Origin of the sequence: Pseudomonas sp. SK2, from assembly GCF_016772395.1 — a bacterium.
Taxonomy (GTDB): Bacteria; Pseudomonadota; Gammaproteobacteria; order Pseudomonadales; family Pseudomonadaceae; genus Aquipseudomonas; species Aquipseudomonas taiwanensis.
Genome location: NZ_CP061944.1, coordinates 3,423,369 through 3,448,130 on the forward strand (window position 1 = coordinate 3,423,369; position 24,762 = coordinate 3,448,130).

A 24,762-nucleotide genomic window follows, 5' to 3' on the forward strand; every position below is an offset into this window, starting at 1 on the left:
TTCCAGAAAAGGCGCCCTTGCGGCGCCTTTTTGCTGCCCGCCGGAAAACCCCAGCGCAACTGCTAGAGTGGAGTGTGTCACCGTCCACTGGAATGCCACCATGCGCTACACCCTGTTCGATGGTCAACGCGACCTCATCATCCTGATTGCCCGCGTGTTGCTGATGATCCTGTTCGTGCTCTCAGGCTGGAGCAAACTGACCGGCTTCGAGGGTACCGTCGGTTACATGACATCACTGGGCGCCCCTGCCCCGATGCTGGCAGCGGCCATAGCAGTCATCATGGAGTTCTTTGTCGGGATCGTGCTGATCCTGGGATTCTACACCCGCCCGCTGGCCTTCCTGTTCGCCCTGTTCGTACTGGGCACGGCGCTTCTGGGGCACCCGTTCTGGAACATGGTCGACCCCGAGCGTAGTGCCAACATGACTCAGTTTCTGAAAAACCTCAGCATTGTCGGTGGAATGTTGCTGCTGGCCGTGAGCGGCCCGGGGCGCTTCTCTTTGGACGGTCGCTGATTCAATCGTCTTCGCAGTCGTCGTGCCAGGCTGGATGATCGCGCTCTTCATCGTCGAGATCATCCAGCATGTCTTGCTCGGTCTCGTCCTCGGCGCCTTGGGCATCGGCCTCAAACGCGTCGCCTTCGTCATAGAGGAATTCGTGGTCGAGCAAATGGTCGTGCTCGGGTTCGTGCAGATCGTCTTCGTCGCGCATGGGAGTTCTCGGTGCAATGGAGAGAGGACTTAACGCTGGGTTAACCGGCAGGCACCATCCTACAGGCTCTCCCTTCAATACGTTGATTGCCCGCCGCCTGGCGGGCTTTTTTTTGATCGATGACCTTGCAACCTGCGCTTCACGAAATTCTGACAACGCGCGGGACAGACTGCAGGCTCTCCGTACGTTCTTTCAGCCCGCCTATTCGGCGGGTTTTCTTTTTTGGACGCACACAAGAAAAAACCCCGCAGATTTTCATCTGCGGGGCTTTCGAATAGTGGAGGCCGAGGTCGGAATCGAACCGGCGTAGACGGATTTGCAATCCGGAGCATAACCACTTTGCTACTCGGCCTCAAAGTTCGGATCTAGCTGCTTTCGCTTTGCTATCTCCTTGAAACACTGAACCTTTTTCAAAGTTCGCTGCGTTTCGATGGGCGCCATTATGTCTGCATTCTTTGCGCCTTGCAACCCCCTGAACAGAAAAAATATTCAAGGGGTTCAACGTGTTAGCGCAGACGGCCAAGTTTGCTCCACAACCCGACCACGGCATTCTCAACCGTGCCGCTGGCCGCCATGCCGATGCGCTCCTGCAGGCTCTTGCGCTCGGCGTAATGCACATGGAACAGGTTGGCCTCGCGAGCACACTCACTGAGGTATTCGTCGCTGGTCTGCAGCGTATCCACCAACTTGCGGTTCAACGCCGCTACGCCCAGCCACACTTCGCCGGTCGCCACTTCATCGATGTGCAACTGCGGGCGATAACGAGAGACGAAGTCCTTGAACAGCTGGTGGGTGATATCCAGGTCTTCCTGGAATTTCTCCCGGCCCTTTTCGGTGTTCTCGCCGAAGACGGTCAGGGTGCGCTTGTACTCGCCGGCGGTCAGCACCTCGAAGTCGATGTCGTGCTTCTTCAGCAGGCGATTGACGTTAGGCAGTTGCGCCACCACGCCGATCGATCCAAGTACGGCGAACGGTGCACTGACGATCTTCTCGCCAATGCAGGCCATCATGTAACCACCACTGGCCGCCACCTTGTCGATACACACGGTCAGCGGTATGCCGGCCTGACGGATACGCGCCAGTTGCGATGCCGCCAGCCCATAGCTGTGCACTAGGCCGCCGCCGCTTTCCAGACGCAGCACCACTTCATCTCGTGGCGTGGCGAGGGTCAGCAGCGCGGTGATCTCATTGCGCAAACTTTCGGTGGCCGAAGCTTTGATATCGCCATCGAAGTCGAGCACGAATACCCGACGCTTCTCTTCGGCCTTGCCCTTCTTCTGCTGTTTTTCCGCCTTGGCCTGCTGCTTGCGCAACGCCTTGAGCTGGGCCTTGTCGAGCAGACCAGCCTCCAGGCGCTCGCGCAACTCTTTGTAGAACTCGTTGAGGCGAGTGACCTGCAACTGCCCACCCGACTTGCGCCGCCCTTTGCCGCGCATGCCGGCAATGGCGGACAACACCACCAGGATGGCAATCACCAGGGTGGCGGTTTTAGCGAGAAAGCTTGCGTATTCGGCAAGAAACTCCACGTTGACTCCTTGATAGAACAGCGCCTGAACGACGCGACACTGATGCAAGCATACCGACGAGCCTAAGGCGCTGCCAGCCGGGGTAAAGGCTGGCAACATCTTTCAAACAACCTTTTCAAACGCTTGTATGTTTTTTCGTTGACAGCCTGTGTGCCGCATCCTAACCTCCCAGCAACCTCCAACCGGCCGGATACCTCTGTGGGCAACCTCTATCTGATCCGACATGGCCAAGCCTCCTTCGGTGCCGACGACTACGACGTCCTCTCGCCCGTCGGTGTGCGCCAGAGCCAGGCATTGGGCGAGCATCTGGCTCAGCTCGGTGTGCGGCTGGACCGCTGCATAGCCGGTAGCCTGCGGCGCCAGCAAGATACCGCGCGCCTGGCGCTCGAAGCCTTGCAGGGTCATGGCAGCCAGGTCCCGGCGGTAGAAACCGATGATGCGTTCAATGAATTCAATGCCGATGGCGTCATCCGCGCCCTGCTCCCTAGCCTGATGGCTGTGGAACCAGAAGCGCTGCATGTGCTGCGCAACCCTACGCAGAATCGCAGCGAGTTCCAGCGTTTGTTCGCGCTCATGGTGCAGCGCTGGCACGATGGCGACCATGAATACGACGGCCTGGAAACCTGGCAAGCCTTCACCGCTCGCGTCAACGGTGGGCTGCAGCGCGTACTGGAGGGCGCTGGCAGCGGCGACAACATTGCCGTGTTCACTTCCGGCGGTACCATTGCCGCCCTGCTCCACCTGGTCACCCGGATAACCCCCAGCCAAGCCTTCGCGCTGAACTGGCAGATCATCAACACATCGCTCAGCCTGCTGAAGTTTCGCGGCAACGATGTGTCACTGGCTTCCTTCAACAGCCAAGCCCATGTGCAGCTGTTGAGGGCGCCGGAGCTTGTCACCTATCGATGAGCCCGGTTTGTTGTCCCTTGGGACGCGAATATTACTTAACAAGGAATACACCATGAGCGATGTAGCTAAAGCCGTCGAAGCGATGAAAGCAAAGTTCAATCCGGCAGCCGCCGCCGGTCTTGACCTGGTGTTCGGCTTCAACATCACCGACGAAGACAAGCACTACGCACTGCTCGTCAAGGACGGCACCTGCGAAATCCAGGAAGGCGAGAACGCAGACGCCAACTGCACCCTGGTGCTGGACAGCGAAACCCTCAAGGGTATCGTCAGCGGTGACACCGATGGCATGCAGGCCTTCATGAGCGGCAAGCTGCGCGTCGAAGGCGACATGATGCTGTCGATGAAGCTCAGCGAGCTGTTCCCGGCCTGAGTGGCGGGTACATCAATCGCGACGAAAACCGAAGCCTGCCGGGCTTCGGTTTTTTTTTGCCTGTGTCTCACAGGGAAGCATCAGATGCCTATCAGGGGGATTGATCGGCCGGCAACACCCGTACCTATATGACACTTGGCACGCTTGTTCCACGGCCGACAGGCCATTAGATTAGCCAATAGTCCTCGCGACCGAAAATAAGGAAAACGCATGACGCTCACTGACCAGTCCACTCAGGTACGCCCCGGCGAAGAACTCGACGCGGCCGTCATCGACCCTTACCTCAAGGCCAACATCGGTGGGCTGGATGGCGTACCGACGATCAGCCAGTTCCCCGGAGGCGCCTCCAACCTCACCTACCTGGTCACCTACCCTGGCCGCGAATTCGTGTTGCGCCGTCCACCGTTCGGCCAGAAGGCCAAGTCGGCCCACGACATGGGTCGTGAATTCCGCATTCTCAACCAGCTCAACAGTGGCTTCCCCTACTGCCCGAAAGCGTACGCGCATTGCACCGATACCTCACTGATCGGCGGTGAGTTCTATGTGATGGAGCGGGTGAACGGCATCATCCTGCGCTCGGACATTCCCGCCGAATTGAACCTCGATGCGGCGCGTACCGAAGCCCTGTGCAAGAGTTTCATCGATCGCCTGGTGGAACTGCACCAAGTCGATTATCACGCCTGTGGCCTGACCGACCTGGGCAAACCGGAAGGTTACGTGCAACGCCAGATCGAAGGCTGGACCAACCGCTACGAAAAGGCCCTGACCCCCGATGCACCGCGCTGGGAACAGGTCATCGCCTGGCTTCGGGAAAAGATGCCGGCCGATCACCCACGCCCTGGCATCGTGCATAACGACTACCGCTTCGACAACGTCATTCTCGATGCCGAAAACCCCATGCGCATCATCGGCGTGCTGGATTGGGAAATGGCCACCATCGGCGACCCGTTGATGGACCTGGGCAACAGCCTGGCCTACTGGATCGAGGCCAGCGATCCGGCGCCGGTTCAACTGATGCGGCGCCAGCCAAGCAACGCCCCCGGCATGCTCACCCGTCGCCAGTTCGTCGATTACTACGCCGAGCGCGCTGGCATCAGCCTGGACAACTTCGACTTCTACTATTGCTACGGCCTGTTCCGCCTGGCCGGCATCGTCCAGCAGATCTACTACCGCTTCTTCCATGGCCAGACCCAGGACAAGCGCTTCGCCCAGTTCATTCACATGAACCGGCTGCTGGAGCAGATGAGCCTGCAGGTCATCGCCAAGTCCACGCTCTGACGACAGACAACAAGGAAAACAGCATGTCCAAGACCCACCTGTTCGACCTCGACGGCAAGATCGCCTTCGTTTCCGGCGCCAGCCGCGGCATCGGCGAGGCCATCGCGCATCTGCTGGCCCAGCAAGGTGCCCATGTGATCGTCTCCAGCCGAAAGCTGGACGGCTGCCAGCACGTGGCCGATGCCATCATCGCGCAGGGCGGCAAGGCCACTGCGGTGGCCTGCCACATTGGCGAGATGGAGCAGATCCAGCAGGTATTCGCCGGCATCCGCGAGCAGTTCGGTCGCCTGGACATCCTGGTCAACAACGCCGCCACCAACCCGCAGTTCTGCAACGTGCTGGACACCGACCTCAGTGCATTCCAGAAGACCGTGGACGTGAACATTCGTGGCTACTTCTTCATGTCGGTGGAGGCCGGCAAGCTGATGCGCGAGCATGGCGGTGGCAGCATCATCAATGTGGCATCGATCAATGGCGTATCACCCGGCCACTTCCAAGGCATCTACTCGGTGACCAAGGCTGCCGTGATCAACATGACCAAGGTCTTCGCCAAGGAGTGTGCGCAGTTCGGTATCCGCTGCAATGCCCTGCTGCCCGGCCTGACCGACACCAAGTTCGCTTCGGCACTGGTCAAGAACGACACTATCCTCAATGCCGCCCTGCAGCAGATCCCGCTCAAGCGCGTAGCCGACCCCAAGGAGATGGCTGGCGCCGTCCTGTACCTGGCCAGCGATGCGTCCAGCTATACCACCGGCACCGCGCTCAATGTGGACGGTGGCTACCTGTCCTGATCAGGCCTTGATCGCCTGCAAGGTGTAGCTCAGGGGTAGCCGTTCGGGAGACTGACGCAAGCGCCACTCTCCATCGGCCCCCTTGTCCATCTGCCCTGGCAGGGCCTCCCAGGGAATGCTCTGGTGCTCTACCAGCGAGGAAAGTTGCAACCCATTGGCCAGCAAAGCGCTGATCACCTCGCCGAGGCCATGGTTCCATTCATGGGTCTCGGTTTGAAGCAGACACTGGTCGCTCTCGACATAGGTCTGGTCGGTATGCCATACCGTCGGAGACTCCTGCTCAAAGTAGGTGTACTCCAACTGCAGGCGGTCCCGATGGTCTTCATTCACCGCCATCAGCATTGGATGCCCATCACGCAGAAACAGCCGCCCACCGGGTTTGAGCAAGGCCGCTACGGTGCGCGCCCAAGGCTCGATACGAGGAAGCCAGCACAATGCGCCGATGCCCGTATAGACCAGGTCGAAGGTGCTGATAGGCAGTACCCGCTCCGCCTGATAGACATCGGCCTCGAAATACTCGATGGCCGCGCCGCAACGCTCGGCCAGGCGCCGCGCCTCAAGCAGGGAAGCCGCCGAGTAATCCAGCCCACAAACCTGCGCGCCAAGCCGTGCCAGCGACACGGTGTCGGTGCCGATATGGCATTGCAGGTGCACCGTGCGCAGGCCACGCACATCACCCAGCCGTGGCACGTCGAAGCGCACGGTTTCGCTCAGGTGCTCGGGCTGACTGACCAGCACCTCGACTTCATAGTCCCTGGATGCGGCATGCAACGGTGCACGCTCATCCCAGCTCGCGCGATTGAGCAGTAGCGATCGATCCATAACGTGCTTCCTTGCCACGACGTGAGCGATACAGCTTAGAGGCAGGTCGCCGCGGCTGCACGGCGTTGCAGGGCCAGGCTGTCATTCTTTTGCGCATAGTAATCGACGCGCGTGCCTCCGGCCTGTGGGTAGACGTCCACGAACGACTCGGCCTCACGGGTGTAGACGGTGAAGCCGCCTTGCTTGCGCGGCTCAAGATATCCGCTGGCATCGACCCCGAACACCGACTCTTCCTGCCAACTGAACTGGATGCACTGGGACACCAACTCAGGTGCCTTGTGCGAGTCAAGTTGCGCGGTGGGCTTGGCGCTGCGCGCCGCATCCATGGTTGCTGACGCACAGCCGGCCAGCATCAGCACAACGGCCATCGGCACAATTGCTCGCATGTTCCATCCTCAGGGCAAAAAAGAACGCGACTCTAGCACTGGCGAGCGGCAGGCGTGAATGGCCTGCTTCAACCCGTATCCACCAGCACCGCCATATGCACGGCATTGCGTCCACCGGCCTTGGCCTGGTACAGCGCCGCGTCGGCCTGGGCCAGCAGACTGGCGGTATTGTCATGCGGTCCGGGAATGCCGCACCACAAGCCCACGCTGAAGCGCAGCGCAATTTCGTCACCGGCAAAACACGCCGGGCTGCGGGCGATGGTTTCACGCAGGCTTTGCAAGGTGGCCATCGCGCCTTCGCGGTCGGTACACGGCAACAGCAACAGAAACTCCTCACCGCCATAACGCCCAAGGCTGTCACTCAGCCGCAAGCGCATTTGCAGTTCACGCACGCAATGGCACAACACTTCATCGCCGGCCAGGTGCCCATGCAGGTCATTGATGCGCTTGAAGTGGTCGATGTCGATCATGGCGACCGCCAGGCTGCTGCGCTCGTTTCGGGCACGGTCCAGCTCAACGGCGAAGCGTTCGAGGATCGCCCTGCGGTTGAAGGTGCCCGTCAACACATCACGCAGGGCCAAGTGCTGCAAGCGCGACTCACTGCGCTCCTTGGCCATCAGCACCAGGCCGATGGAATACATCATCACCGTGACCGTGCCGATGGCCACGGAAATGCTCTGCTTGAGGTTGCTGACGTCATAGCGCATTTCGACAGCATGACCGTTGACGACCGCCAGCGCCCGCATGCCCAGGCCGATCAGGCTGATCATGGCGCCGATCTCCAGCAGCAAATGCGCCCTGCCGGGCCGCTCGACGTAGCGTCTGGACCAATAAAGGATCATCGAACACTGCACCACCAACACCAGGGTCGCCAGCAACATGCGTGGCTCAAGGGTGTCGAGCAGCAGCATCAACCCGGTCAGCATGATGACTGGAATGATGAACAAAAGCCGCCAGGGTACGACCTGCTCGCGAATGCGGAACAGGCTGGCCGAATAGAACGCCAGCGCCAGGGACAACAAGCTGTTGCCCAGCCCGTAGGAAAGCCACAGCGGCGCATGGCCGTAAACGGTGTAGCAAACGTACGCCAAGGCGTGGGCGAGCAGCCCACAGCCGGTCAGCAACAAGTTGTCGCGCCGATTGGACTGGCCAACCAACAGCAAACAGAACGCCAGGATGATCGCGACCAGGGCAACGGCGGCGAACAGCGTGGGAGTGTGGGCGATCATCGTGATTCACCATGTTGGCAACTGGCCGTCTTCGCTGCGGCCTGTGTTGAAGTCTAAGGGTCGGCCGGCCGACAAGCCATGACCGAGCGGGACATAACAGCAACCGCAAAGCACGCCGCTCATCGACTGCACCACAAAAATATTGCGCGGCAAGGAAACCAAATGAACCGACTCCAGTCTCAGGGAGTGCACCGTAAACCTTTGCGGATCAAGGACCTATACCGTGATGACTCGCCTTGCAAGCCTCTCGCTGATCGCCGCCGTCCTGCTCGTCGCCGGCTGCCATAGCCACCATTACCGTGACGACGATGGCTGGCGCGACGACGACCGTGGCCACCGTCACCACCATCGCCATGATCGGGACGACGACGATGATCGTCGCTACCGTGACCGCTACTACCGCTGAAACGTCTTCCAACCCTGACCCGCCACCCGTTGCGTGGCACCTAACCCCGATGATTCCTTTGAGGTTCAAATCATGCGTCTAACTCTGCCTTCCCTTGCCCTTGGCCTGCTGCTGTGCCAGGGCGCTTTCGCCGGTGACGGTACTGCCGCCATTGGCGGTGGTCTGGGTGGTGCCTTGGGCAACGTTGTCGGCCAGTCGATCGGCGGCAGGACCGGCGCAGCCATTGGTGCTGGCCTGGGTGGCGCAGCGGGTAGCGCCGTAGGCGCACGCAAAGGCAACCGTACCGAAGCCGCTATCGGTGGTGGCCTGGGCTCGGCGGGCGGTTCGCTGCTGGGCGGTGCGGTCGGCGGCAGGACCGGTTCGACCGTCGGTGCCGGCCTGGGCGGCGCGGCCGGTGGTGCCATCGGCAACCACCTGGGTGACAACAACCGCAAGCACCACCGTCACCGTCACTGATCCGGTTCGTCTGGGGGCCTACCCGGCCCCCTGTCCGCGCAAAACCCTGCAGCACATCAACACCCCTTCCTCTGCGGCTGGCACACTGACTGCTACTGTCTTACGTGCCCCCTTTGTGTGAAGGAACGCCCTCTCCCCATGAACCAAGAGCTGCTCTGGGTCCTCGGCCTGCTGGCCCTCGTCATCATTCTTTTCGTCGTCAACCGCCCACGCATGGACGTGGTGGCCCTGATGGTGATTCTTGCCTTGCCGCTTTCGGGCATCCTCACGGTGGAACAGGCCTTGGCCGGTTTCAGTGACCCCAACGTGGTGCTGATCGCCGCCCTGTTCGTCATTGGCGAGGGCTTGGTACGCACTGGCATCGCCCTGCGCATCGGTGAATGGATGAGCGAACGGGCCGGAAACAGCGAAACCCGCCTGCTGGTGCTACTGATGGTGGCAGTGGCCGGTTTGGGTTCGGTGATGAGCTCGACCGGGGTGGTGGCGATCTTCATCCCGGTGGTGCTGAGCATCGCCGCGCGCCAGAAGCTGTCGCCCAGCCGCCTGATGATGCCTCTGAGCTTCGCCGGCCTGATCAGCGGCATGCTCAGCCTGGTCGCCACACCGCCCAACGTGGTGGTACACAGCGAACTGGTGCGCGCTGGCGAGCAGGGGTTCAGCTTCTTCAGTTTCACCCCATTCGGCTTGGTCGTGCTGGTGCTCGGCATCGGCTACATGCTGCTTACACGTCACTGGCTCAACGGCGAAGTTCGCAAGGATGGCCGGGTGGAAAGCCGTCGTACCCTGCTTGACCTCGTGCTGGACTACAAACTCAACGGTCGCGAACGGCGCCTGCGCATCCGCCCCCACTCCCCGCTGATTGGCCACACCCTGGGCGAGCTGGAACTGCGGACCCGGCACGGCGCCAACGTGATCGGCATCGAACGCCAGCACAAGTTCACCACCCGGGTGTTCTCTGCCGATTCCGGCACCGTCCTGCACCAAGGCGATGTGCTGCTGCTCGATCTGTTCGCCAACCGCGACGACTTGCGCAGCCTGTGCCAGACCATGCAACTGGAACCCTTGCATTTCAAGGCGGCCTATTTCATCGACCAGTCCCAGGAAATCGGCATGGCCGAAGTTTCCTTGCCACCGGGTTCGCAACTGATCGGCCAGAGCATCCTGGAACTGGCCTTCCGTTCGCGCTATGACCTGAACGTGGTGGGTCTGCGGCGTGAGCAAGCGGCCATCGAAGAACAGTTGGTGGAGGAAAAACTGCGCCTTGGCGACACCTTGCTGGTGGTTGGGCCCTGGAAGGCCGTGCGCCAGTTGCAAAGCCAGCCACGCGACTTCCTGGTGCTCAGCCTGCCCGCGGAAATCGACCAAGTGGCCCCAGCCCGCTCCCGTGCGCCTTATGCCCTGATCAGCTTGGCCGTGATGGTCGGGTTGATGGTCAGCGGCGTCGTGCCCAACGTCATTTCCGCCCTGATCGGTTGCCTTTTGATGGGCGCGGGCCGCTGCATCGACATGAACAGCGCCTACCGGGCCATCCATTGGCAAAGCCTGGTGCTGATCGTCGGCATGCTGCCATTCGCCCAGGCCCTGCAGAAAACCGGTGGCATAGACCTGGCCGTTGGGGGGTTGGTCAACGTGCTGGGAGGCGCCGGTCCCATGGCCATTCTCGCCTGCCTGTTCGCCGTCACCGCGCTGATCGGCCTATTCATTTCCAACACCGCTACGGCAGTCCTGATGGCGCCAGTGGCCATCAGCACCGCCAGCCAACTGGGCATGTCACCCTACCCGTTCGCCATGACCGTGGCCTTGGCCGCATCGGCGGCGTTCATGACGCCAGTGTCGTCCCCGGTCAATACCCTGGTACTGGGCCCGGGTCAGTACCGGTTCAGCGACTTCGTGAAAGTAGGTGTGCCATTCACCGTGCTGGTGATGCTGGTAACCGTGGTGATGGTGCCGTGGTTCTTCGGACTGTGACGCGATCAGGAGGAGAATGAAGTCAATCTGGCATCATTCCCCAGGATCGCGGCAGATTGACATCAACGACCCTCCCGAAACACACTGATACGTTATTGCCCCAGGTGCTTGCAGCCGTTGTCCTGGATTCCGTTCCTGCTTGCCGGTCGAGCTCATGGTTTATCCAGCCCATTCGCGCTTGTTGCCCTATGCCGCTCTGTTCTGCCTGACCTTTGCCCTTACGTTGGGTGGAATCCTGGCCCGGCCCATCGAATCGCTGTCGCTGTTCTGGCCGGTCAATGCGGTTCTGGCGGGCGTGCTGCTGCGTAACCCACGCCAGGCCAACCTGGTCGGCTTTGCCCTGATCTGGGTGGCCATGGTCACGGCAGACATTGCCAGTGGCAGTGCCTGGACGCCGGCGCTATGGTTCAACTTGTGCAACCTTGGCGTGGTGGTGACAGTCTGGCGATTGCTTTCCCGCCTGCCTCGCGTGCACTGGCGCATGCGCACACCGCACGGCGTGCTGTGCCTGTTCGGCGCCTGCGCGGCCGGTGCCGTGGTGGCAGCCAGCATGGCATCGGCCATGGCCACGCCGTGGTTCGAGCAATCGTTGCGCTCGACGTGGCTGGCCTGGTTCAGCGAGCAGTTCTCTACCAGCATCCTGGTGCTGCCGGTGCTGCTTACCGCGCCTTCCGCGCGGGCGTTGCCCCGAAGCCGCACCCACGCCATTCGCCTGGCACCCTTGCTGGTGCTGCTCGCCTCCCTGGCCCTGAGCATTGGCTTCGGTGGGCCGGGGGCCATCGCGTTTCCAATCGCGGCGCTGCTGTGGTGTGCCTGGACCTACTCGCCCTTTTTGGTGTCCCTGCTAGCGCTCACCGCTGGCAGCACACTGATCGTCGCCGTGGCACAAAACCTCATGCATTTCAGCCTGCCGCAGAGCGAACTGGGGGTGACCACCCTGATGTCGGCGCGCCTGGGTATCGCCATGCTGGTACTCGGACCGCTGGTGGTGGCCTGCGTCAGCCAGGCCAATCGCAGCCTGCTCGCTCGCCTTGCGCATCAGGCTACCATCGACCACCTCACCGGCGTACTCACCCGCAGCGCCTTCACCCGCCGCGCCAACGCCTTGCTCGAAGGACGCCAACAACATGCCCAGGCGTTGCCACTGACACTGATGATGCTCGACATCGACCATTTCAAGTCGATCAACGACAGGCATGGTCACGGGGTGGGAGACGAAGTGCTACGCCAGTTCGCTCGCACCCTGCAGGACCAACTGCACGAAGGCGAACTGCTGGCGCGCATGGGCGGTGAAGAGTTCGTGGTCATTGTCCCAGGCCTGGCCCCGGATCGCGCACGCTTCACCGCCGAGCGTCTGCGTCGCGCCGTGCAGGACCTGCATGTGGTGAAGGCCGATGTACGCTTGCAGATCACTGTCAGCATCGGCCTGGACGGCTGCGCCGCAGACGCACCCGCCCCTAGCCTCGACGAACTGCTGGCCCGCGCCGATCTGGCGCTGTACCGGGCCAAGGCCCATGGTCGCAACCGCGTCGAACAGGCCGAGCCGCTGCGCGATCAGGGCTGAATCAGGCCGCCAACAAGTCCCAGGACAACTTAGCGATCAGCACGCACAGCAAGATCAGGAATAGCCCGCGCACGAAGGACACCCCTTTGCGCACAGCCAGCCAGGTGCCGGTCAGCGCCCCCAGGATATTGCACGCCGCCATGGGCAGGGCAATGGCGTATAGCACATTGCCCGAGGGCACGAAGAACACCAGCGCAGCGAGGTTGGTGGCGATGTTGACCACCTTGGCCGACGCCGAGGCATGCAAAAAATCCAATGCGAAGAAACGGATGAACAGGAAGATCAGGAAGCTGCCTGTACCCGGCCCGAACAGCCCATCGTAGAAACCGATCGCTCCCCCGATCAGCACCGCCAGGCATTGCTCCTTGCGACCGATGCGTGCGGGCTTGTGCAGGGTGCCGAAGTCCTTCTTGAGGAACGTGTAGATCGCCATCAGCACGATCAGCACCAGCACCGCCGGACGCATAACGCTGGGCGGTACCAGCGACACCGTGGCGGCACCGGCGAACGACATGACGAAAGCACTCAACGCCGCCGGCACGATGAGCCCCCAGTCCAGGGTCACCTTGCGAATGAACGAGCGCGCGGCGAAGGCTGTGCCGCACACCGACGCCAGTTTGTTGCTGCCCAACAGCGCAGCCGGTTGTGCCGTGGGCAGCACATTGAACAAGGCCGGAATCTGGATCAGCCCACCACCCCCCACTGCGGCATCGATCAGTCCGGCGGCAAAAGCGAACACAGAAAGCACAGCAATATCCATCATCACGCGGTTCCAGGCAGTGGGGGCACGCTGCAAGGCTAATCAAAGCGCGGCACTTGTGGTGAAATGCCATATTGCGAAAACTGCAATGAGGTCACTGCCATGGCACTGGACATGCTCAGGGAAATCCAGGCATTCGTCAGCGTTGCGCACAAGCGCAGCTTCGTCGCCGCCGCACGCGCCCTGGGCCGCTCGCCCAGCGCGGTAACGCGGGCGGTACAGACGCTGGAGGACAACGCAGGGAGCAAACTGCTGAACCGCAATGCCAATGTCGTGACCCTCACCGAGGCCGGTGAGCGACTGTTGCCCCATGCCGAGCGCTTGCTGGATGTGCAACGTGATGCCGCCGACGAGTTGGCGGCGCTTAGCGGTACCGCCCAGGGCTGGATACGCCTCGCCGTGCCAAAACTACTGGCCGAACACGTGCTGCCAGACGTACTGGCGACGTTCTCGGCCAAGCACCCACAAGTCACCCTGGACGTGCAATACAGCGATGAAGCGCTAGACCCGGTGGTGGGCAAGTTCGATTTCGTGGTGCGCGGAGCGTTTCCCCAATCCAGCGAACTGATCGGTTATCCCTTATGGTCCTACCGCCGCCACCTCTACGCCAGCCCGGCGTATTTGGCGCGCGCCGGCACGCCACAGAGCCTCGAAGACCTGTCCAGCCACTCGCTCGTCCTGCACACCGCCCCGCGCATCCTCAAAGCCTGGCACTTCTGTCGCGACGGCCAGATCACCAGCCTACGGACGCATCCACGCCTGCGCCTGGACTCAGGTGATGCAGTGCTTCACAGCACCCTGGCGGGTGCCGGCATAGCCCGGCTGGCGGACTGGGTCGGGGAACCTCAGGTCAAGACCGGGCGGCTGGTGCGGGTGTGCCCGCATTATCGGCTGACTTCCAGCACCGGGCAGGACCCGCAAATGCACGCCCTGTACGCTGCAGGCGAATTACCCGCTCGGGTTCGTGACCTGCTGAAGGCCTTGCGCCATGCAGGTAAATCGGTTGCAGGGGCGCCCCGGTAAGGGCTGTTCAAAATCTGCTCAATTTAACAGAGGCCGCCGCCAGCTTGGCTTACAGCACTTTATCCACAGACCTACCCACGTTTTTTGTGGACAGATTTCCCCGTGCTGGGAAGGTGGCGATACCACCGCAAGCCAGGGTGGCCCATCTACGCAAGGCGATGGGCCGTGGGTGAAAGCAGGTCAGCTTGGCGGAATGGTCCCCAAGATGCCTACCAGAATGGTCAGAAGCAGAAAACCACCCAGAAACAGCGCAAGCTTACCCATCGGAACCTCTACAGTGTGTTGTCGGGACGAAGAGCATTGTCGGACTTTGACTGATACGGTTACAGATTCAGGTTCGTCGAAAAAAACCAGATCAGATGGCGCGCCGCCGTTGATTTGACCGCGCCGTACACCTGCTCCCAGCCACTGCACCCGCTTCACCTCGGGACGAATTGCTACATAACATTTCGTCTTTCGCGGGCAAGGCTCCTTCTCCCCGCCAAAAGCGCCGCCCGGCCCAAACGCCCGAAAATCCAGCAGAGACCGGCGCCGGTCGGCCTTCTTGCGCACATAAATAGAAAAAGACTCGCGCCAGGTTTGTAGGATGCATTACCGGTGAGCAGTAGGAATTTTCTAGCTCTCGTCGCAAGCCTGTATGAAACCTCAGTTTCATCCGAAAGATTGAGCTGTTACGGTCCAGTTTTCCTACAACGGCACGGATGCCTTCAGCACGAGAGAAACATGGAACCGTTCAACTCATCTGCCCTGGCACTGCAAAAGAACCTACTGAATCTGCGCCGGGAGCGTGATCGCCTGCGGGCGCAGGGCGACGACCAGAAAGCAGCGGAGTTGGCGGAGCAAATAGCCAGGATCGAAGCAGTGATCGGCAATCTACCCAAGGCCATGAAGCCGCCGACCTTGCAGTGAGGGCTGGTCCATCCCTGAAAGCGAGTCGGCGGGGACGCTACTTCTCCCGCCAGCTCGACAGCCTAACTTGAACAAGCACCTGGCTGCGCTTCAAGCAGCCGCCCGCCCGTGCTTACCGGTCACCTCGAACTGCCCCACCAGCTTCTGCAGCTTGTTGGCATTGACCTTCACGGTTTCCGCACTGCTCTGCAGCACCACCACCGTCTGACGCATTTCTGCCGAGCACTGGTCGACTTTCTCGATGGTCTTGCCACACGCCAGGCTGCGTGCATTGAGCTGCTGGATAATGGTGAACATGCCTTCCACCGCCTGGTGCAACTGGACGTTCTCCGACGAGGCATCTTCAGCCAGACGCAAGCTGTCATCCACGTCCTTGACGCCCTCCTCCATCAAACTGACCGCCTTTTGAGTCTCAGACTGCAAGCCTTCGATCTGCTGGCGAATATCCTCCGCTGCTCGCGAGGTGCGCGCCGCCAGGCCACGCACTTCATCGGCCACCACGGCGAAACCGCGCCCATGCTCACCGGCACGCGCCGCCTCAATGGCTGCATTGAGCGCCAGCAGGTTGGTCTGGCTGGTGATTTCGCTGATCAACCCGGTGATGTTGCCGATCTGAGTCATGCGATTGTCGAGCAACTGCACGCTCGACGACGAGCGCTGCACCACGTCGCGAATCGACTGGGTGCCCTGCTGTACGGAGGCGAACTGCTCACGGGCGCGGCTGACCACTTCATCCATGGCCTGTTTCATCTGCTCGGCACTGGCAGAGGCTTGCTGGATTTCGCCTAATTGGTCTTCGACGATGAGCATCATCTGGTGCACGGCTTCGGCCACCTCGCCGGAAGTCAGCCCGGCTTGCTGGCTACGCCCAAGCATCATCTGGTTGGTCGAACCGACATTGCGACTGGCCTTCACCACCTGGCCCACCACCGAGTCGAGCCGGTCGATGAAACTGTTGATCCAGCGCCCCATGTCACCGGTTTCATCATTGGCCATGGCGGTAATATCCAGCCGCTGGCGCAAGTTGCCTTCACCCTCGGCGATGGCTCTCAACACCTCGGTCATGCCGCTCAACCGTGCGGCCAGACGCTTTGGCCCCAGGGTGCGGAAAAGCGCAGCGGCGCACAAAAGGCTGGCCAGCATGACCACGTCCTGCATGCCCTGCGACAGCCCGGCGTAGTGCTGGACCAACACATTGCAGCCAAACAACCCGGCCATGGTGGCGATGTAGGGTTTCATCAACCCATGGGTGAGAGAGCGTCGGCGGTAGACCTCCTCCAGGTCGGCTTCGCACATCATGCCCCAACGATCCGGTGAGCCTGGCAACTGGAAGGTAATGCCTTTGCCCACCACCGGAATATGGCGGTAATCCGAGTACCCTGGGTACGTCACGAAGAGGTTGGAGCCGCAGCGGATGGTTTCGCGCACACCGGGGTGCAGTTGCTGGGTCGCAGGGTCGGTAAAGCGCAGTTCCAGCTCGGTGTGGCGCTCGATGCGCACCGTGGACCAGGGCGTGTGCACGCCGCTCTTGAGGTTCTCGCCATGGGTGAAGGTGCCGTCCTCGAAACGCGAACGGGACAGCGCCGTACCTGGCTCTATGCTCGGGTCGAAACACGACTGCGCCATGAACAGGTAGTTGTCGCCCGACTCGGTGAAAATGTGCCCGGCTTCACGCTGGATAAGATCACCCAGCACATCGTTGGGCACACGACCGCAGAGGCAGCCAAGGGTTTTGCCGGCCACTATCAGCGGCTGGTAGAACATCAATGTCACGGCATCATGGAAGCGGGACGACGAGGGGCCGATCTGCAACGTCAGCGGATCGCTGTAGGGCCCATGCAGGAAAGCGCCCTTCAAACCCTGCGCCAGGGCGTCCGTGCGCTCCAGCTGCGAGCTACCGCGCTGCGCCCAGGTCGATGCGATGACGGAACCGTGGCGATCGACAACGAACAGTTCGGAAAAGTCTTCGGCCTGACCGAGCTTGTCGACCAACGCTGCCCGGTCGAGCTGGGCAAGATCGCCGTCCACCCGCTCGGCCAGTTCCGCCAGGTGATCCCACTGCTCGCGCGCCCAACTCTGCAACAAACGCACACGGGTTTGGGCGATGGCTTCGAAGGTCTGCTCGATCACTGGGTAGCTCGTCCTGTTGAGCCGGCAGGCCCAACCCATGGAGAGCTTTCCGGTCTTGCCGAACCAGGGTAACCAGCGTTTTTCGCTAGCGGACAACGCCATGGAATTGCTTGCAAGCGACATTTATATCCCCATCCGCGACATGATAGTGGCGAAGCGACAGCAATTAGCGCGCCAACTCGTGAGCTTGCTAACTGATTTGCTCCAACGAACCACCGAGGGGCCATTGCAGCGACAACGCCACGGGCTGAAGGGTTTGCTGCGCACACCGGCGCGCATCGAATCGGTGCAGTGACGTTCGCGCGCACCAAGGCGGAGCGCATGGCGTGGCCTGATGAGATCATCGTCCTTCAGGTAAGATCGCGGGCGGCCGTCCAAACTCGACAAGGGGAATCCTCGACGTGACGCAATCCGATGCGCATAACGCTCAACACCCCGCCCGGCAAGTGAGCCTCTGGCAAGCCCTGGCCTTCTGGCTGAAGTTGGGCTTAATCAGTTTTGGTGGCCCAGCGGGACAGATTTCGATCATGCACCAGGAACTGGTGGAGCGCCGTCGCTGGATTTCCGAACGCCGTTTCCTGCACGCCCTGAACTACTGCATGCTGCTGCCCGGCCCGGAGGCGCAACAATTGGCCACCTACCTGGGTTGGCTGATGCACCGTAGTTGGGGCGGCGTAATTGCCGGGGTGCTGTTCGTCCTTCCCTCGCTGTTCATCCTGATTGGACTGTCCTGGGTCTATATCGCCTTCGGTGAAGTGCCCATCGTGGCCGGGGTGTTCTACGGGATAAAACCCGCCGTCACCGCCATCGTCGTCCAGGCCGCTCACCGCATTGGCTCGCGCACGTTGAAAAACAGCTGGCTTTGGGCGATCGCGGCGGCCTCGTTCGTCGCCATTTTCGCCTTCAACCTCCCCTTCCCGCTGATCGTGCTCGGTGCGGCAATCGTCGGTTACTTCGGCGGGCGACTGGCACCACAGCGATTCAGCCACGCTGGCGGCCACGGCAAAGCCAGCGCATCAGCCGGCCCCGCGCTGATCGACGACGACACCCCGCCCCCTGAGCATGCTCGGTTTCGCTGGTCACGCCTGGCCATGCTGATCGCCCTCGGCGCAGCCCTGTGGGGGCTACCCATGGCTGTGCTCAGCGCGCTGTTCGGGTGGCAAGGTTCCCTGACGCAGATGGGCTGGTTCTTCACCAAGGCTGCCCTGCTGACTTTTGGTGGGGCCTATGCGGTTTTACCCTATGTGTACCAAGGTGCGGTGAGCCACTACGGTTGGCTGACCCCAACGCAGATGATCGATGGCCTTGCCCTGGGTGAGACCACGCCAGGACCACTGATCATGGTGGTCGCCTTCGTCGGCTTCGTGGGAGGCTACGTGCAGCCGATGTTTGGCGCCGATCAGGCCTTTCTGGCCGGTGCGGTGGCGGCTTGCCTGGTGACCTGGTTCACTTTCCTGCCGTCGTTCCTGTTCATACTTGCCGGCGGCCCGTTGGTGGAATCGACCCATAACGAACTGAAATTCACGGCACCGCTGACGGCAATCACCGCGGCCGTCGTCGGCGTGATCCTCAATCTGGCGCTGTTCTTCGGCTACCACGTGCTCTGGCCGCAAGGGTTGGCAGGGGCCTTGGACTGGCCATCGGCTTTGATTGCCGTGGCCGCGGCGGTGGCCCTGTTCCGCTTCAAGCGGGGCGTGATTCAGGTGCTGATGGCCTGTGCGCTTGCCGGGTTGGCGGTGCACTTGGTGCGAGGTTGAAAGGACTGTGCAGATTCTGCGCGCCACTTGCCCTGTTGCATCCTGACAGGGCAAATGGCAATTGCGGTACTGACTGGCCTTAGCGAGGACCGCCGCCAGGCCCGCCACCCATGCCGAATCCGCCAGGGCCACCATGCCCACCGCCATGCCCACCGCCGCCGCCCGGGGGCATGAACATCCAGCAGCCCGAAAGCGTGGAAACGAGGGCGGCTACGAGAGCTGCGCGGACAATTTGATTGAACTTCATCAAAACGCTCCAAAAGGCAAAGACGCTGCCACCAGGGGTACAGGGGGCAGCCCCGCGATTCTAGAGGGCGCAAAGATGGGCCGGTAGCTGGCCACTACGACCTTTTCAATACCTTTACAGTGCCGTCACGCCAGACGTGGCGTGAGCCGCCATGCCACGCTCGGCACACAGCTCAATATCTCCAGAAAACTGGAGCTACAAGTACCAATACAGTCAGGATTTCCAACCTGCCCAGAAGCATTCCAACGGTCAGTAACCATTTGGCGGCATCCGGTAGCGACGAGAAGTTGCCTGCCGGTCCAATGATGGTGCCCAGTCCTGGCCCGACGTTACATACCGCCGTAGCGGCACCGCTCAACGCCGTTGTCCAATCAAGGCCAATGAGCGACAAGCCCAGCGCGATGACGGCAATCGTGATGGTGAAGAAAAACGAAAAGGTCAAAAGTGAGCGCACGATCTCTTCGTCGATAGGATGGCCATTGTACTTTTTCTGAATCACGGCTCGAGGATGAATCAACTGCTTCAAGTTGCTGAGCAGCAGAGCCGCTGCAACCTGAAACCGGAAGATCTTGAGACCGCCTGCCGTTGAACCGGAGCAGCCACCGACGAACGTCAAATAAAAGAACAGCAAGACTGCGAAGCTTCCCCATAAGGTGTAGTCGCCAACCGCAACGCCGGTGGTCGTCACGACCGAGGTCACATTCACTGCCACGATACGAAATGCATCCCACCATCTGTAGTCGCTGTGAAAATACAGCCAGGTACCCACAGCCAGCGACGTAACCAACAAGAAACCAAGGAATCCGCGCACCTGGTGATCCTTGAGCAGCGCGCGCCGATTGCCCCGCAATGTCGTGACGTACAAAGTGAATGGCAGGCTGCCCAGAATCATGATGACGACCGCCACCCAATGGATCGCTGGTTGCACCCAGTGGCCAAGGGAGGCGTCCGAAGTTGAAAATCCTCCAGTGGAGATTAGCGACATCGCATGGTTGACCGCCTCAAATGGCGTCATTCCAGCGAGCCAGAGCGCCAACGCGCCGATGCTCGTCAGCCCGAGATAGAGCAACAGAATATATTTGGCGGCCACATGGGAGCGTGGCGTCACTTTATCCGACCAGTCCGAGGACTCTGTCTGGAACAGACGCATGCCACCCACTCGCAACATGGGAAGGACCGCCACCGCCATGCCGATGAATCCGATGCCACCCAACCAATGCAGCATGGAGCGCCAGATCAGCAAGCCGGGCGACGAACTATCCAGGCCCGTGAGGACCGTCGAACCAGTGGTCGTGATGCCGGACATCGTCTCAAAGAATGCGTCGGTGTAGCTAATATCGCTGATGAACACCATTGGTAGCGCTGCGAAAGTACATACCACTACCCAGCTTCCGGTAGTCAGCAGGTACATGTCCCTGGGGCGAAGATGAGCAGTGTCTGGGCGCCCCCGTATGATCAAAAGAAGACCACAAATGAGGGTAACCAAACTCGACCTGAGGAAAGCCGAGAGATCGTCGCTACGCTCATAGACCACCAGTGTGATCATCGGAATGGCCATGCTTACGGCCAGTGTGACCAGAAAAATACCCAAGATGAAGCCGATAAGCCGAATTGCTGCCAGGGACATCACAGGAGAGCTCCGAATTAGCACTGCGCAGTATCGGATGCGCCCATTCAAATTCGAGTAAATTCTGCGTAAAACTTTTATGGGCAATTCGTCAGGCGGCGTAACGGGTTAAGATCATACGGGCCAAGCGACTCGCCGCTCATAAAGCGAACAGTCATCGCCTTCGCTGACTGGATGGGCCCTTTAGCTACACGCAGCCACCGCATCGATCTCCACAAGCATTCCATCCAATGCCAGCCGAGGCACCGGAATCAGAGTGCAGACCGGATGCCCTTCCCGCCAGACCCGGTTCGCTTCCGTCACCCAATCGTGTAGGCGATGCTCATCATGATCGACAATCAACAAGGTCAACTTGAACACCTGTTTCAAGCTCGATCCTTGTGATCGAAGCGCAGTGTCCAGGTTAGCCAGCGCCTGCCTGGCCTGGTCGGAAAACGCCGCAGGCAGACGCCCTTCGACGTCCTCACCACCTTGCCCGGCGATGAACAACAGCCTGGCGCCAGGGGCCACTGATGCGACGTGGGAATAGCCGTTGTTGCTCGGATCATACAGGCCAGGCGGATTGGACAGCTCGAACGCGGGGCGAGATTTTACGGACATGAGACGACTCCAGGTGAAAGAGAACGGGAGTCTGCAACCTCAAGTGAACTCGAGGTCAAGGGTGCTCTGGCGATTTATAAGCCGGCCACTTGATGGCATATGGCCACCTGTCGATAATCCTGCTTTCCACATCTCACGCAAGGACCTGCCGTGAAGAAGTTTTACCTGACCCTCCCGCTGTGCGCTGTGTTTTTGCAGGGCTGCGGTGTGACCATGGCCCGTTATGAGCCAAATTATCAAAACGTCCAACAGCTCAAGCAAAATGCCCCACTGCAGCCTGTGCAACAGGCCCAGGTGAAAGCCGACGCCGGACAAGGGTCGTTGATGGTACGCCTGAACCCGATATCCTCCCCTGAAGGGAGCGTCCCCCTGCATGTCCAAGCCGCGATCAATGACGAACTCCGCCATGCCGGACTGCTTGATCCTCGCGCGGATCGGCAACTGCAGATTCAATTGATCAAGAGTCAACTCAACTCCGGTGTAGCCAACGGCCATGGTGAGCTCGCTGCTCGATTCACCGTGCGCAAAGGTAATGACGTACTGTACGAAACCACCAAACAGGTGGAGCATGACTGGAATAGCAGCTTCTTCGGACCGATCGCCATCCCCGCCGCGGCGAACAATTACAATCCTATGCTCAAAGACTTGCTCAAGCACCTGTATAGCGACCCGCAGTTCATCCAGGCATTGAAGTGATCAACGAAAGAGAGCCGCCATCGCGGCTCTTTTTCCATGGGTTCAGCTGCGCGGGGTATATGCCTGGACAGCGGAGTATTTAGTGCGGTTGCTGTCGAGCCAATTCTTCAGCAGTCCATTGACCTGCCGGTTGAAGGTGTCGGTGACCGCGGCTTTCGGCGTGTTACCCACCAGCGGAAGGAACCAGATTCCCATCCAGGTATTGACCGCATCATGGTTGGTACTCTTGCCCAGAGACTGGCCTCGGTCATCCAGGGTTTCCAGGCTCATGGTGTACTGATCCGTTGCCAGTGCCGGGATGAGGGTGAACGTGAAACCACTGATGAAAGCGAGCACCATCTGCCCACCGCCGGGCGCGTGGTTATAGACCTTCAGTCGAAGGTTGTAGTCGCCAGGCTGCTTCTCGAATTCATCGAAGGTCACCCGGCCAAAGAGGCCTGACTCGTTGAAAACACGCTTGAGCTCGGGTTTGAGCATATCGCGAGCTTGTGGCACCTCATTGGCGTTGGCGGTGTCCGGGTCTCCCTGGAAAAAGTCGAAGTCCACGTAGACGTTCGGCTTGTTCGAGTAGCTCGCCATCGAAGGCAAATCCACCGGAGCCACTTCGTCCTTGGTGAAGCTGGCGCATCCCCCCAGGGCTACTGCCAAGGCGAGGCCAAGGGATTTCACAAATCGCATATCAACTTCCTTGCGTGATCATTACGTGTGCTTCACATGAAGGCGATGCGGATTCTAGAGAAATCCGGGCGATTTCAAAAGGCCATCACTTGTTTGCTCTCCTCCATGCTCCAGCACAAGCGGCTGAACATCCCAACGTGATGGTCCCGGGGATCGGGTTGCTCGGTGGTTGACATTAGAGACAATCAGTCTAAATTAAAACGCATGAACAGCGCCCAACCTATCCCTCGAAGGGGCCGCCCCCCCAAAGTCGCACGTGAGCATGGCGAAACGCTGGAGCTTCTGCTGCGTTGTGGCATGGAAATCCTCACCGAACAGGGTTTTGCGGCTACCGGCATCGACACCGTGCTCAAACGCGTGCAGGTGCCCAAAGGCTCGTTCTATCACTACTTCGACAGCAAAGAAGCATTCGGCCAGGCGGTGCTGCAGCGCTATGCCGACTACTTCGCTCGAAAACTCGATCGCTGTTTCAGCGACCTGAGCGTGTCACCGCTGCGAAGACTTTCCAACTTCGTCGAAGAAGCGAAGGTCGGGATGGCCAAGTACCAGTTCAGAAGGGGCTGCCTGGTAGGTAACCTTGGCCAGGAGGTATTGGTGCTGCCCGACAGCTTCCGTGAACAACTGGAACGGACCCTGCAGGACTGGGAGCAACGCTTGTCTGCCTGCCTGGAGGAAGCGGTCAAGCTGGGCGAAGTGTCTTGCGAGCATGACTGCAAAGCCCTCGCGGCCTATTTCTGGGTTGGCTGGGAGGGTGCCGTGCTTCGGGCACGACTGACGCAGCATGTCCGCCCCCTGGAGATTTTTTTCCAAGGTTTTCTGACGGGAATCACTCGGTGATTTCGATCGAACCATTTAAAGACAACCGGTCTAAACGAGGATAAGCAATGTTCAAAGCCATTGTCATCGAGAAGCGGGAAGACACGTATTCGGCCCGACTCGCCGAGCTGCAGGATGATCAGCTACCCACCGGGAACGTGACGGTGAACGTGGCCTACAGCACCTTGAACTACAAGGACGCACTCGCAATCACCGGCAAGGGGCCAGTCGTTCGGCAGTTTCCGATGGTGCCGGGCATCGACCTCGCGGGCACTGTCGAAGCGAGTGACGATCCGCGGTACCAGCCGGGCGATCGCGTATTGCTCAATGGTTGGGGGGTGGGTGAAAGCCATTGGGGCGGACTTGCACAAAAGGCGAGAGTGAACGGTGACTGGCTGATTCCTCTCCCTGATCGCCTGAACGAACGCCAAGCGATGGCCGTCGGTACCGCTGGATACACCGCCATGCTGTGCCTGATGGCCCTTGAGCGCCATGGGTTGACACCCGCACATGGGCCGGTGCTGGTCACAGGCGCCACAGGCGGCGTCGGTAGCTTCGCCATCAGCCTTCTGGCGGGTGCCGGGTATAACGTCACTGCCGCAACCGGCAAAGCTAGCGAGGACGCCTATCTGAAAAGCCTGGGGGCAACCACCATCATTGACCGGACCGAGCTTTCAGCTCCGGGGCGTCCATTGGCAAAAGAAAAATGGGCAGCCGTGATCGATTCGGTCGGCAGCCATACGCTGGCCAATGCGTGCGCAAGCACGATGTCTGAAGGATTGGTGGCTGCATGCGGATTGGCTCAGGGGATGGATTTCCCGGCCACCGTCGCACCGTTCATTCTCCGAGGGGTAAGCCTGCTTGGTATCAACAGCGTCACTCAGCCATTTGAGCGACGCGTGGAGGCTTGGGAAAAGCTCTCCGATCAGTTGAACCTCGACGCACTGTCATTGATGATCAAAGAAATCAGCCTGGAGAGCGCGATTGCCGCCGCCTCGGACCTGATGGACGGGAAGATTCGTGGCCGGTTGGTTGTGGACGTGAACGCCTAGGAGGGTCGCCTGATGCTTGGGCGAACGCCGCAACAATCGACCAAGGGCAACG

At 60.4% G+C, this 24,762-nt stretch carries 26 protein-coding genes and 1 tRNA gene; 16 read left to right on the forward strand and 11 right to left on the reverse strand.

Going from position 1 to position 24,762, the window contains the following annotated elements:
• The first annotated feature begins 100 nt into the window (after positions 1-100).
• Positions 101-514, forward strand: a complete 414-nt coding sequence (locus IF103_RS15435; protein ID WP_023381286.1) for a DoxX family protein — start codon at positions 101-103, stop codon at positions 512-514.
• Between the two features lies 1 nt (position 515).
• Here the strand turns inward: IF103_RS15435 and IF103_RS15440 are convergent, their stop codons facing one another.
• The 3 genes from IF103_RS15440 to sohB form a co-directional block, all read right to left on the reverse strand.
• Complete coding sequence (locus tag IF103_RS15440; protein WP_023381287.1) at positions 516-710, reverse strand: hypothetical protein; 195 nt, start codon at positions 708-710, stop codon at positions 516-518.
• Between the two features lie 278 nt (positions 711-988).
• Positions 989-1,062 (reverse strand) — tRNA-Cys (locus tag IF103_RS15445).
• A 154-nt stretch (positions 1,063-1,216) separates the two neighbouring features.
• Complete coding sequence (gene sohB / locus IF103_RS15450; protein WP_023381288.1) at positions 1,217-2,236, reverse strand: protease SohB; 1,020 nt, start codon at positions 2,234-2,236, stop codon at positions 1,217-1,219.
• A 198-nt stretch (positions 2,237-2,434) separates the two neighbouring features.
• On the opposite strand from sohB, the gene IF103_RS15455 reads away from it, so the two are divergent.
• The 4 genes from IF103_RS15455 (at position 2,435) to IF103_RS15470 (ending at position 5,584) form a co-directional block, all read left to right on the forward strand.
• The gene (locus tag IF103_RS15455) at positions 2,435-3,145 is read left to right on the forward strand and encodes a histidine phosphatase family protein (protein ID WP_023381289.1); all 711 of its coding nucleotides are present in this window, start codon (positions 2,435-2,437) and stop codon (positions 3,143-3,145) included.
• A gap of 52 nt (positions 3,146-3,197) precedes the next feature.
• Positions 3,198-3,515 (forward strand): SCP2 sterol-binding domain-containing protein, encoded by a 318-nt coding sequence (locus tag IF103_RS15460; RefSeq protein ID WP_023381290.1) that lies wholly within the window; start codon positions 3,198-3,200, stop codon positions 3,513-3,515.
• Between the two features lie 210 nt (positions 3,516-3,725).
• A complete protein-coding gene (locus IF103_RS15465; RefSeq protein WP_027908181.1) occupies positions 3,726-4,793 on the forward strand; it encodes a phosphotransferase family protein in 1,068 nt (355 codons plus the stop codon).
• Between the two features lie 23 nt (positions 4,794-4,816).
• Positions 4,817-5,584 (forward strand): SDR family oxidoreductase, encoded by a 768-nt coding sequence (locus IF103_RS15470; RefSeq protein WP_023381292.1) that lies wholly within the window; start codon positions 4,817-4,819, stop codon positions 5,582-5,584.
• Here IF103_RS15470 and IF103_RS15475 read toward each other — a convergent pair whose 3' ends face one another.
• From IF103_RS15475 to IF103_RS15485, 3 genes are all read right to left on the reverse strand, one after another.
• On the reverse strand, positions 5,585-6,406 hold the full coding sequence (locus IF103_RS15475; RefSeq protein ID WP_202675461.1) for a class I SAM-dependent methyltransferase: 822 nt from the start codon (positions 6,404-6,406) through the stop codon (positions 5,585-5,587).
• Between the two features lie 35 nt (positions 6,407-6,441).
• On the reverse strand, positions 6,442-6,792 hold the full coding sequence (locus tag IF103_RS15480) for a hypothetical protein (protein WP_027908182.1): 351 nt from the start codon (positions 6,790-6,792) through the stop codon (positions 6,442-6,444).
• 68 nt (positions 6,793-6,860) lie between these two features.
• On the reverse strand, positions 6,861-8,021 hold the full coding sequence (locus IF103_RS15485; RefSeq protein WP_027908183.1) for a GGDEF domain-containing protein: 1,161 nt from the start codon (positions 8,019-8,021) through the stop codon (positions 6,861-6,863).
• A gap of 226 nt (positions 8,022-8,247) precedes the next feature.
• Here IF103_RS15485 and IF103_RS15490 point away from each other — a divergent pair, with 226 nt between their 5' ends.
• The 4 genes from IF103_RS15490 (at position 8,248) to IF103_RS15505 (ending at position 12,415) form a co-directional block, all read left to right on the forward strand.
• Entirely contained in the window at positions 8,248-8,427 is a 180-nt protein-coding gene (locus IF103_RS15490; protein ID WP_023381296.1) for a hypothetical protein, read from the forward strand.
• A gap of 72 nt (positions 8,428-8,499) precedes the next feature.
• Entirely contained in the window at positions 8,500-8,883 is a 384-nt protein-coding gene (locus IF103_RS15495) for a glycine zipper domain-containing protein (protein WP_023381297.1), read from the forward strand.
• 138 nt (positions 8,884-9,021) lie between these two features.
• Positions 9,022-10,851 (forward strand): SLC13 family permease, encoded by a 1,830-nt coding sequence (locus IF103_RS15500; protein ID WP_202675462.1) that lies wholly within the window; start codon positions 9,022-9,024, stop codon positions 10,849-10,851.
• 139 nt (positions 10,852-10,990) lie between these two features.
• Positions 10,991-12,415 (forward strand): GGDEF domain-containing protein, encoded by a 1,425-nt coding sequence (locus IF103_RS15505; RefSeq protein WP_027908185.1) that lies wholly within the window; start codon positions 10,991-10,993, stop codon positions 12,413-12,415.
• Position 12,416: 1 nt separating this feature from the next.
• On the opposite strand, the gene IF103_RS15510 is transcribed toward IF103_RS15505, so the two are convergent.
• On the reverse strand, positions 12,417-13,178 hold the full coding sequence (locus tag IF103_RS15510; protein WP_023381300.1) for a sulfite exporter TauE/SafE family protein: 762 nt from the start codon (positions 13,176-13,178) through the stop codon (positions 12,417-12,419).
• Between the two features lie 99 nt (positions 13,179-13,277).
• Here IF103_RS15510 and IF103_RS15515 point away from each other — a divergent pair, with 99 nt between their 5' ends.
• Together IF103_RS15515 and IF103_RS15520 are read left to right on the forward strand one after the other, a co-directional pair.
• Positions 13,278-14,198, forward strand: coding sequence for a LysR substrate-binding domain-containing protein (locus tag IF103_RS15515; protein ID WP_023381301.1), 921 nt, complete (start codon positions 13,278-13,280; stop codon positions 14,196-14,198).
• 723 nt (positions 14,199-14,921) lie between these two features.
• Positions 14,922-15,107, forward strand: a complete 186-nt coding sequence (locus tag IF103_RS15520) for a hypothetical protein (RefSeq protein WP_023381302.1) — start codon at positions 14,922-14,924, stop codon at positions 15,105-15,107.
• 90 nt (positions 15,108-15,197) lie between these two features.
• Here IF103_RS15520 and IF103_RS15525 read toward each other — a convergent pair whose 3' ends face one another.
• Complete coding sequence (locus tag IF103_RS15525) at positions 15,198-17,360, reverse strand: methyl-accepting chemotaxis protein (protein ID WP_027908187.1); 2,163 nt, start codon at positions 17,358-17,360, stop codon at positions 15,198-15,200.
• Here IF103_RS15525 and IF103_RS15530 point away from each other — a divergent pair.
• Both IF103_RS15530 and chrA read left to right on the forward strand, forming a co-directional pair.
• Positions 17,338-17,532 carry a hypothetical protein gene (locus IF103_RS15530; RefSeq protein WP_148299920.1) on the forward strand — a complete coding sequence of 65 codons (195 nt, stop codon included), beginning with the start codon at positions 17,338-17,340 and terminating at the stop codon, positions 17,530-17,532. The genes IF103_RS15525 and IF103_RS15530 overlap by 23 nt on opposite strands.
• A gap of 106 nt (positions 17,533-17,638) precedes the next feature.
• The gene (chrA, locus tag IF103_RS15535; protein ID WP_374372373.1) at positions 17,639-18,994 is read left to right on the forward strand and encodes a chromate efflux transporter; all 1,356 of its coding nucleotides are present in this window, start codon (positions 17,639-17,641) and stop codon (positions 18,992-18,994) included.
• A gap of 419 nt (positions 18,995-19,413) precedes the next feature.
• Here the strand turns inward: chrA and IF103_RS15540 are convergent, their stop codons facing one another.
• Both IF103_RS15540 and IF103_RS15545 read right to left on the reverse strand, forming a co-directional pair.
• On the reverse strand, positions 19,414-20,868 hold the full coding sequence (locus IF103_RS15540; protein WP_023381306.1) for a TrkH family potassium uptake protein: 1,455 nt from the start codon (positions 20,866-20,868) through the stop codon (positions 19,414-19,416).
• A gap of 183 nt (positions 20,869-21,051) precedes the next feature.
• The gene (locus tag IF103_RS15545) at positions 21,052-21,468 is read right to left on the reverse strand and encodes a RidA family protein (protein ID WP_023381307.1); all 417 of its coding nucleotides are present in this window, start codon (positions 21,466-21,468) and stop codon (positions 21,052-21,054) included.
• 150 nt (positions 21,469-21,618) lie between these two features.
• Here IF103_RS15545 and IF103_RS15550 point away from each other — a divergent pair, with 150 nt between their 5' ends.
• Positions 21,619-22,164, forward strand: a complete 546-nt coding sequence (locus tag IF103_RS15550; RefSeq protein WP_023381308.1) for a type II secretion system protein M — start codon at positions 21,619-21,621, stop codon at positions 22,162-22,164.
• 42 nt (positions 22,165-22,206) lie between these two features.
• On the opposite strand, the gene IF103_RS15555 is transcribed toward IF103_RS15550, so the two are convergent.
• Complete coding sequence (locus tag IF103_RS15555) at positions 22,207-22,842, reverse strand: hypothetical protein (RefSeq protein WP_023381309.1); 636 nt, start codon at positions 22,840-22,842, stop codon at positions 22,207-22,209.
• A 204-nt stretch (positions 22,843-23,046) separates the two neighbouring features.
• Between IF103_RS15555 and acuR the strand changes: the two genes are divergently transcribed.
• Complete coding sequence (gene acuR / locus IF103_RS15560) at positions 23,047-23,679, forward strand: acrylate utilization transcriptional regulator AcuR (protein WP_440137991.1); 633 nt, start codon at positions 23,047-23,049, stop codon at positions 23,677-23,679.
• Between the two features lie 47 nt (positions 23,680-23,726).
• Entirely contained in the window at positions 23,727-24,710 is a 984-nt protein-coding gene (gene acuI, locus IF103_RS15565) for an acrylyl-CoA reductase (NADPH) (protein ID WP_027908191.1), read from the forward strand.
• The last annotated feature ends 52 nt before the right edge of the window (positions 24,711-24,762 follow it).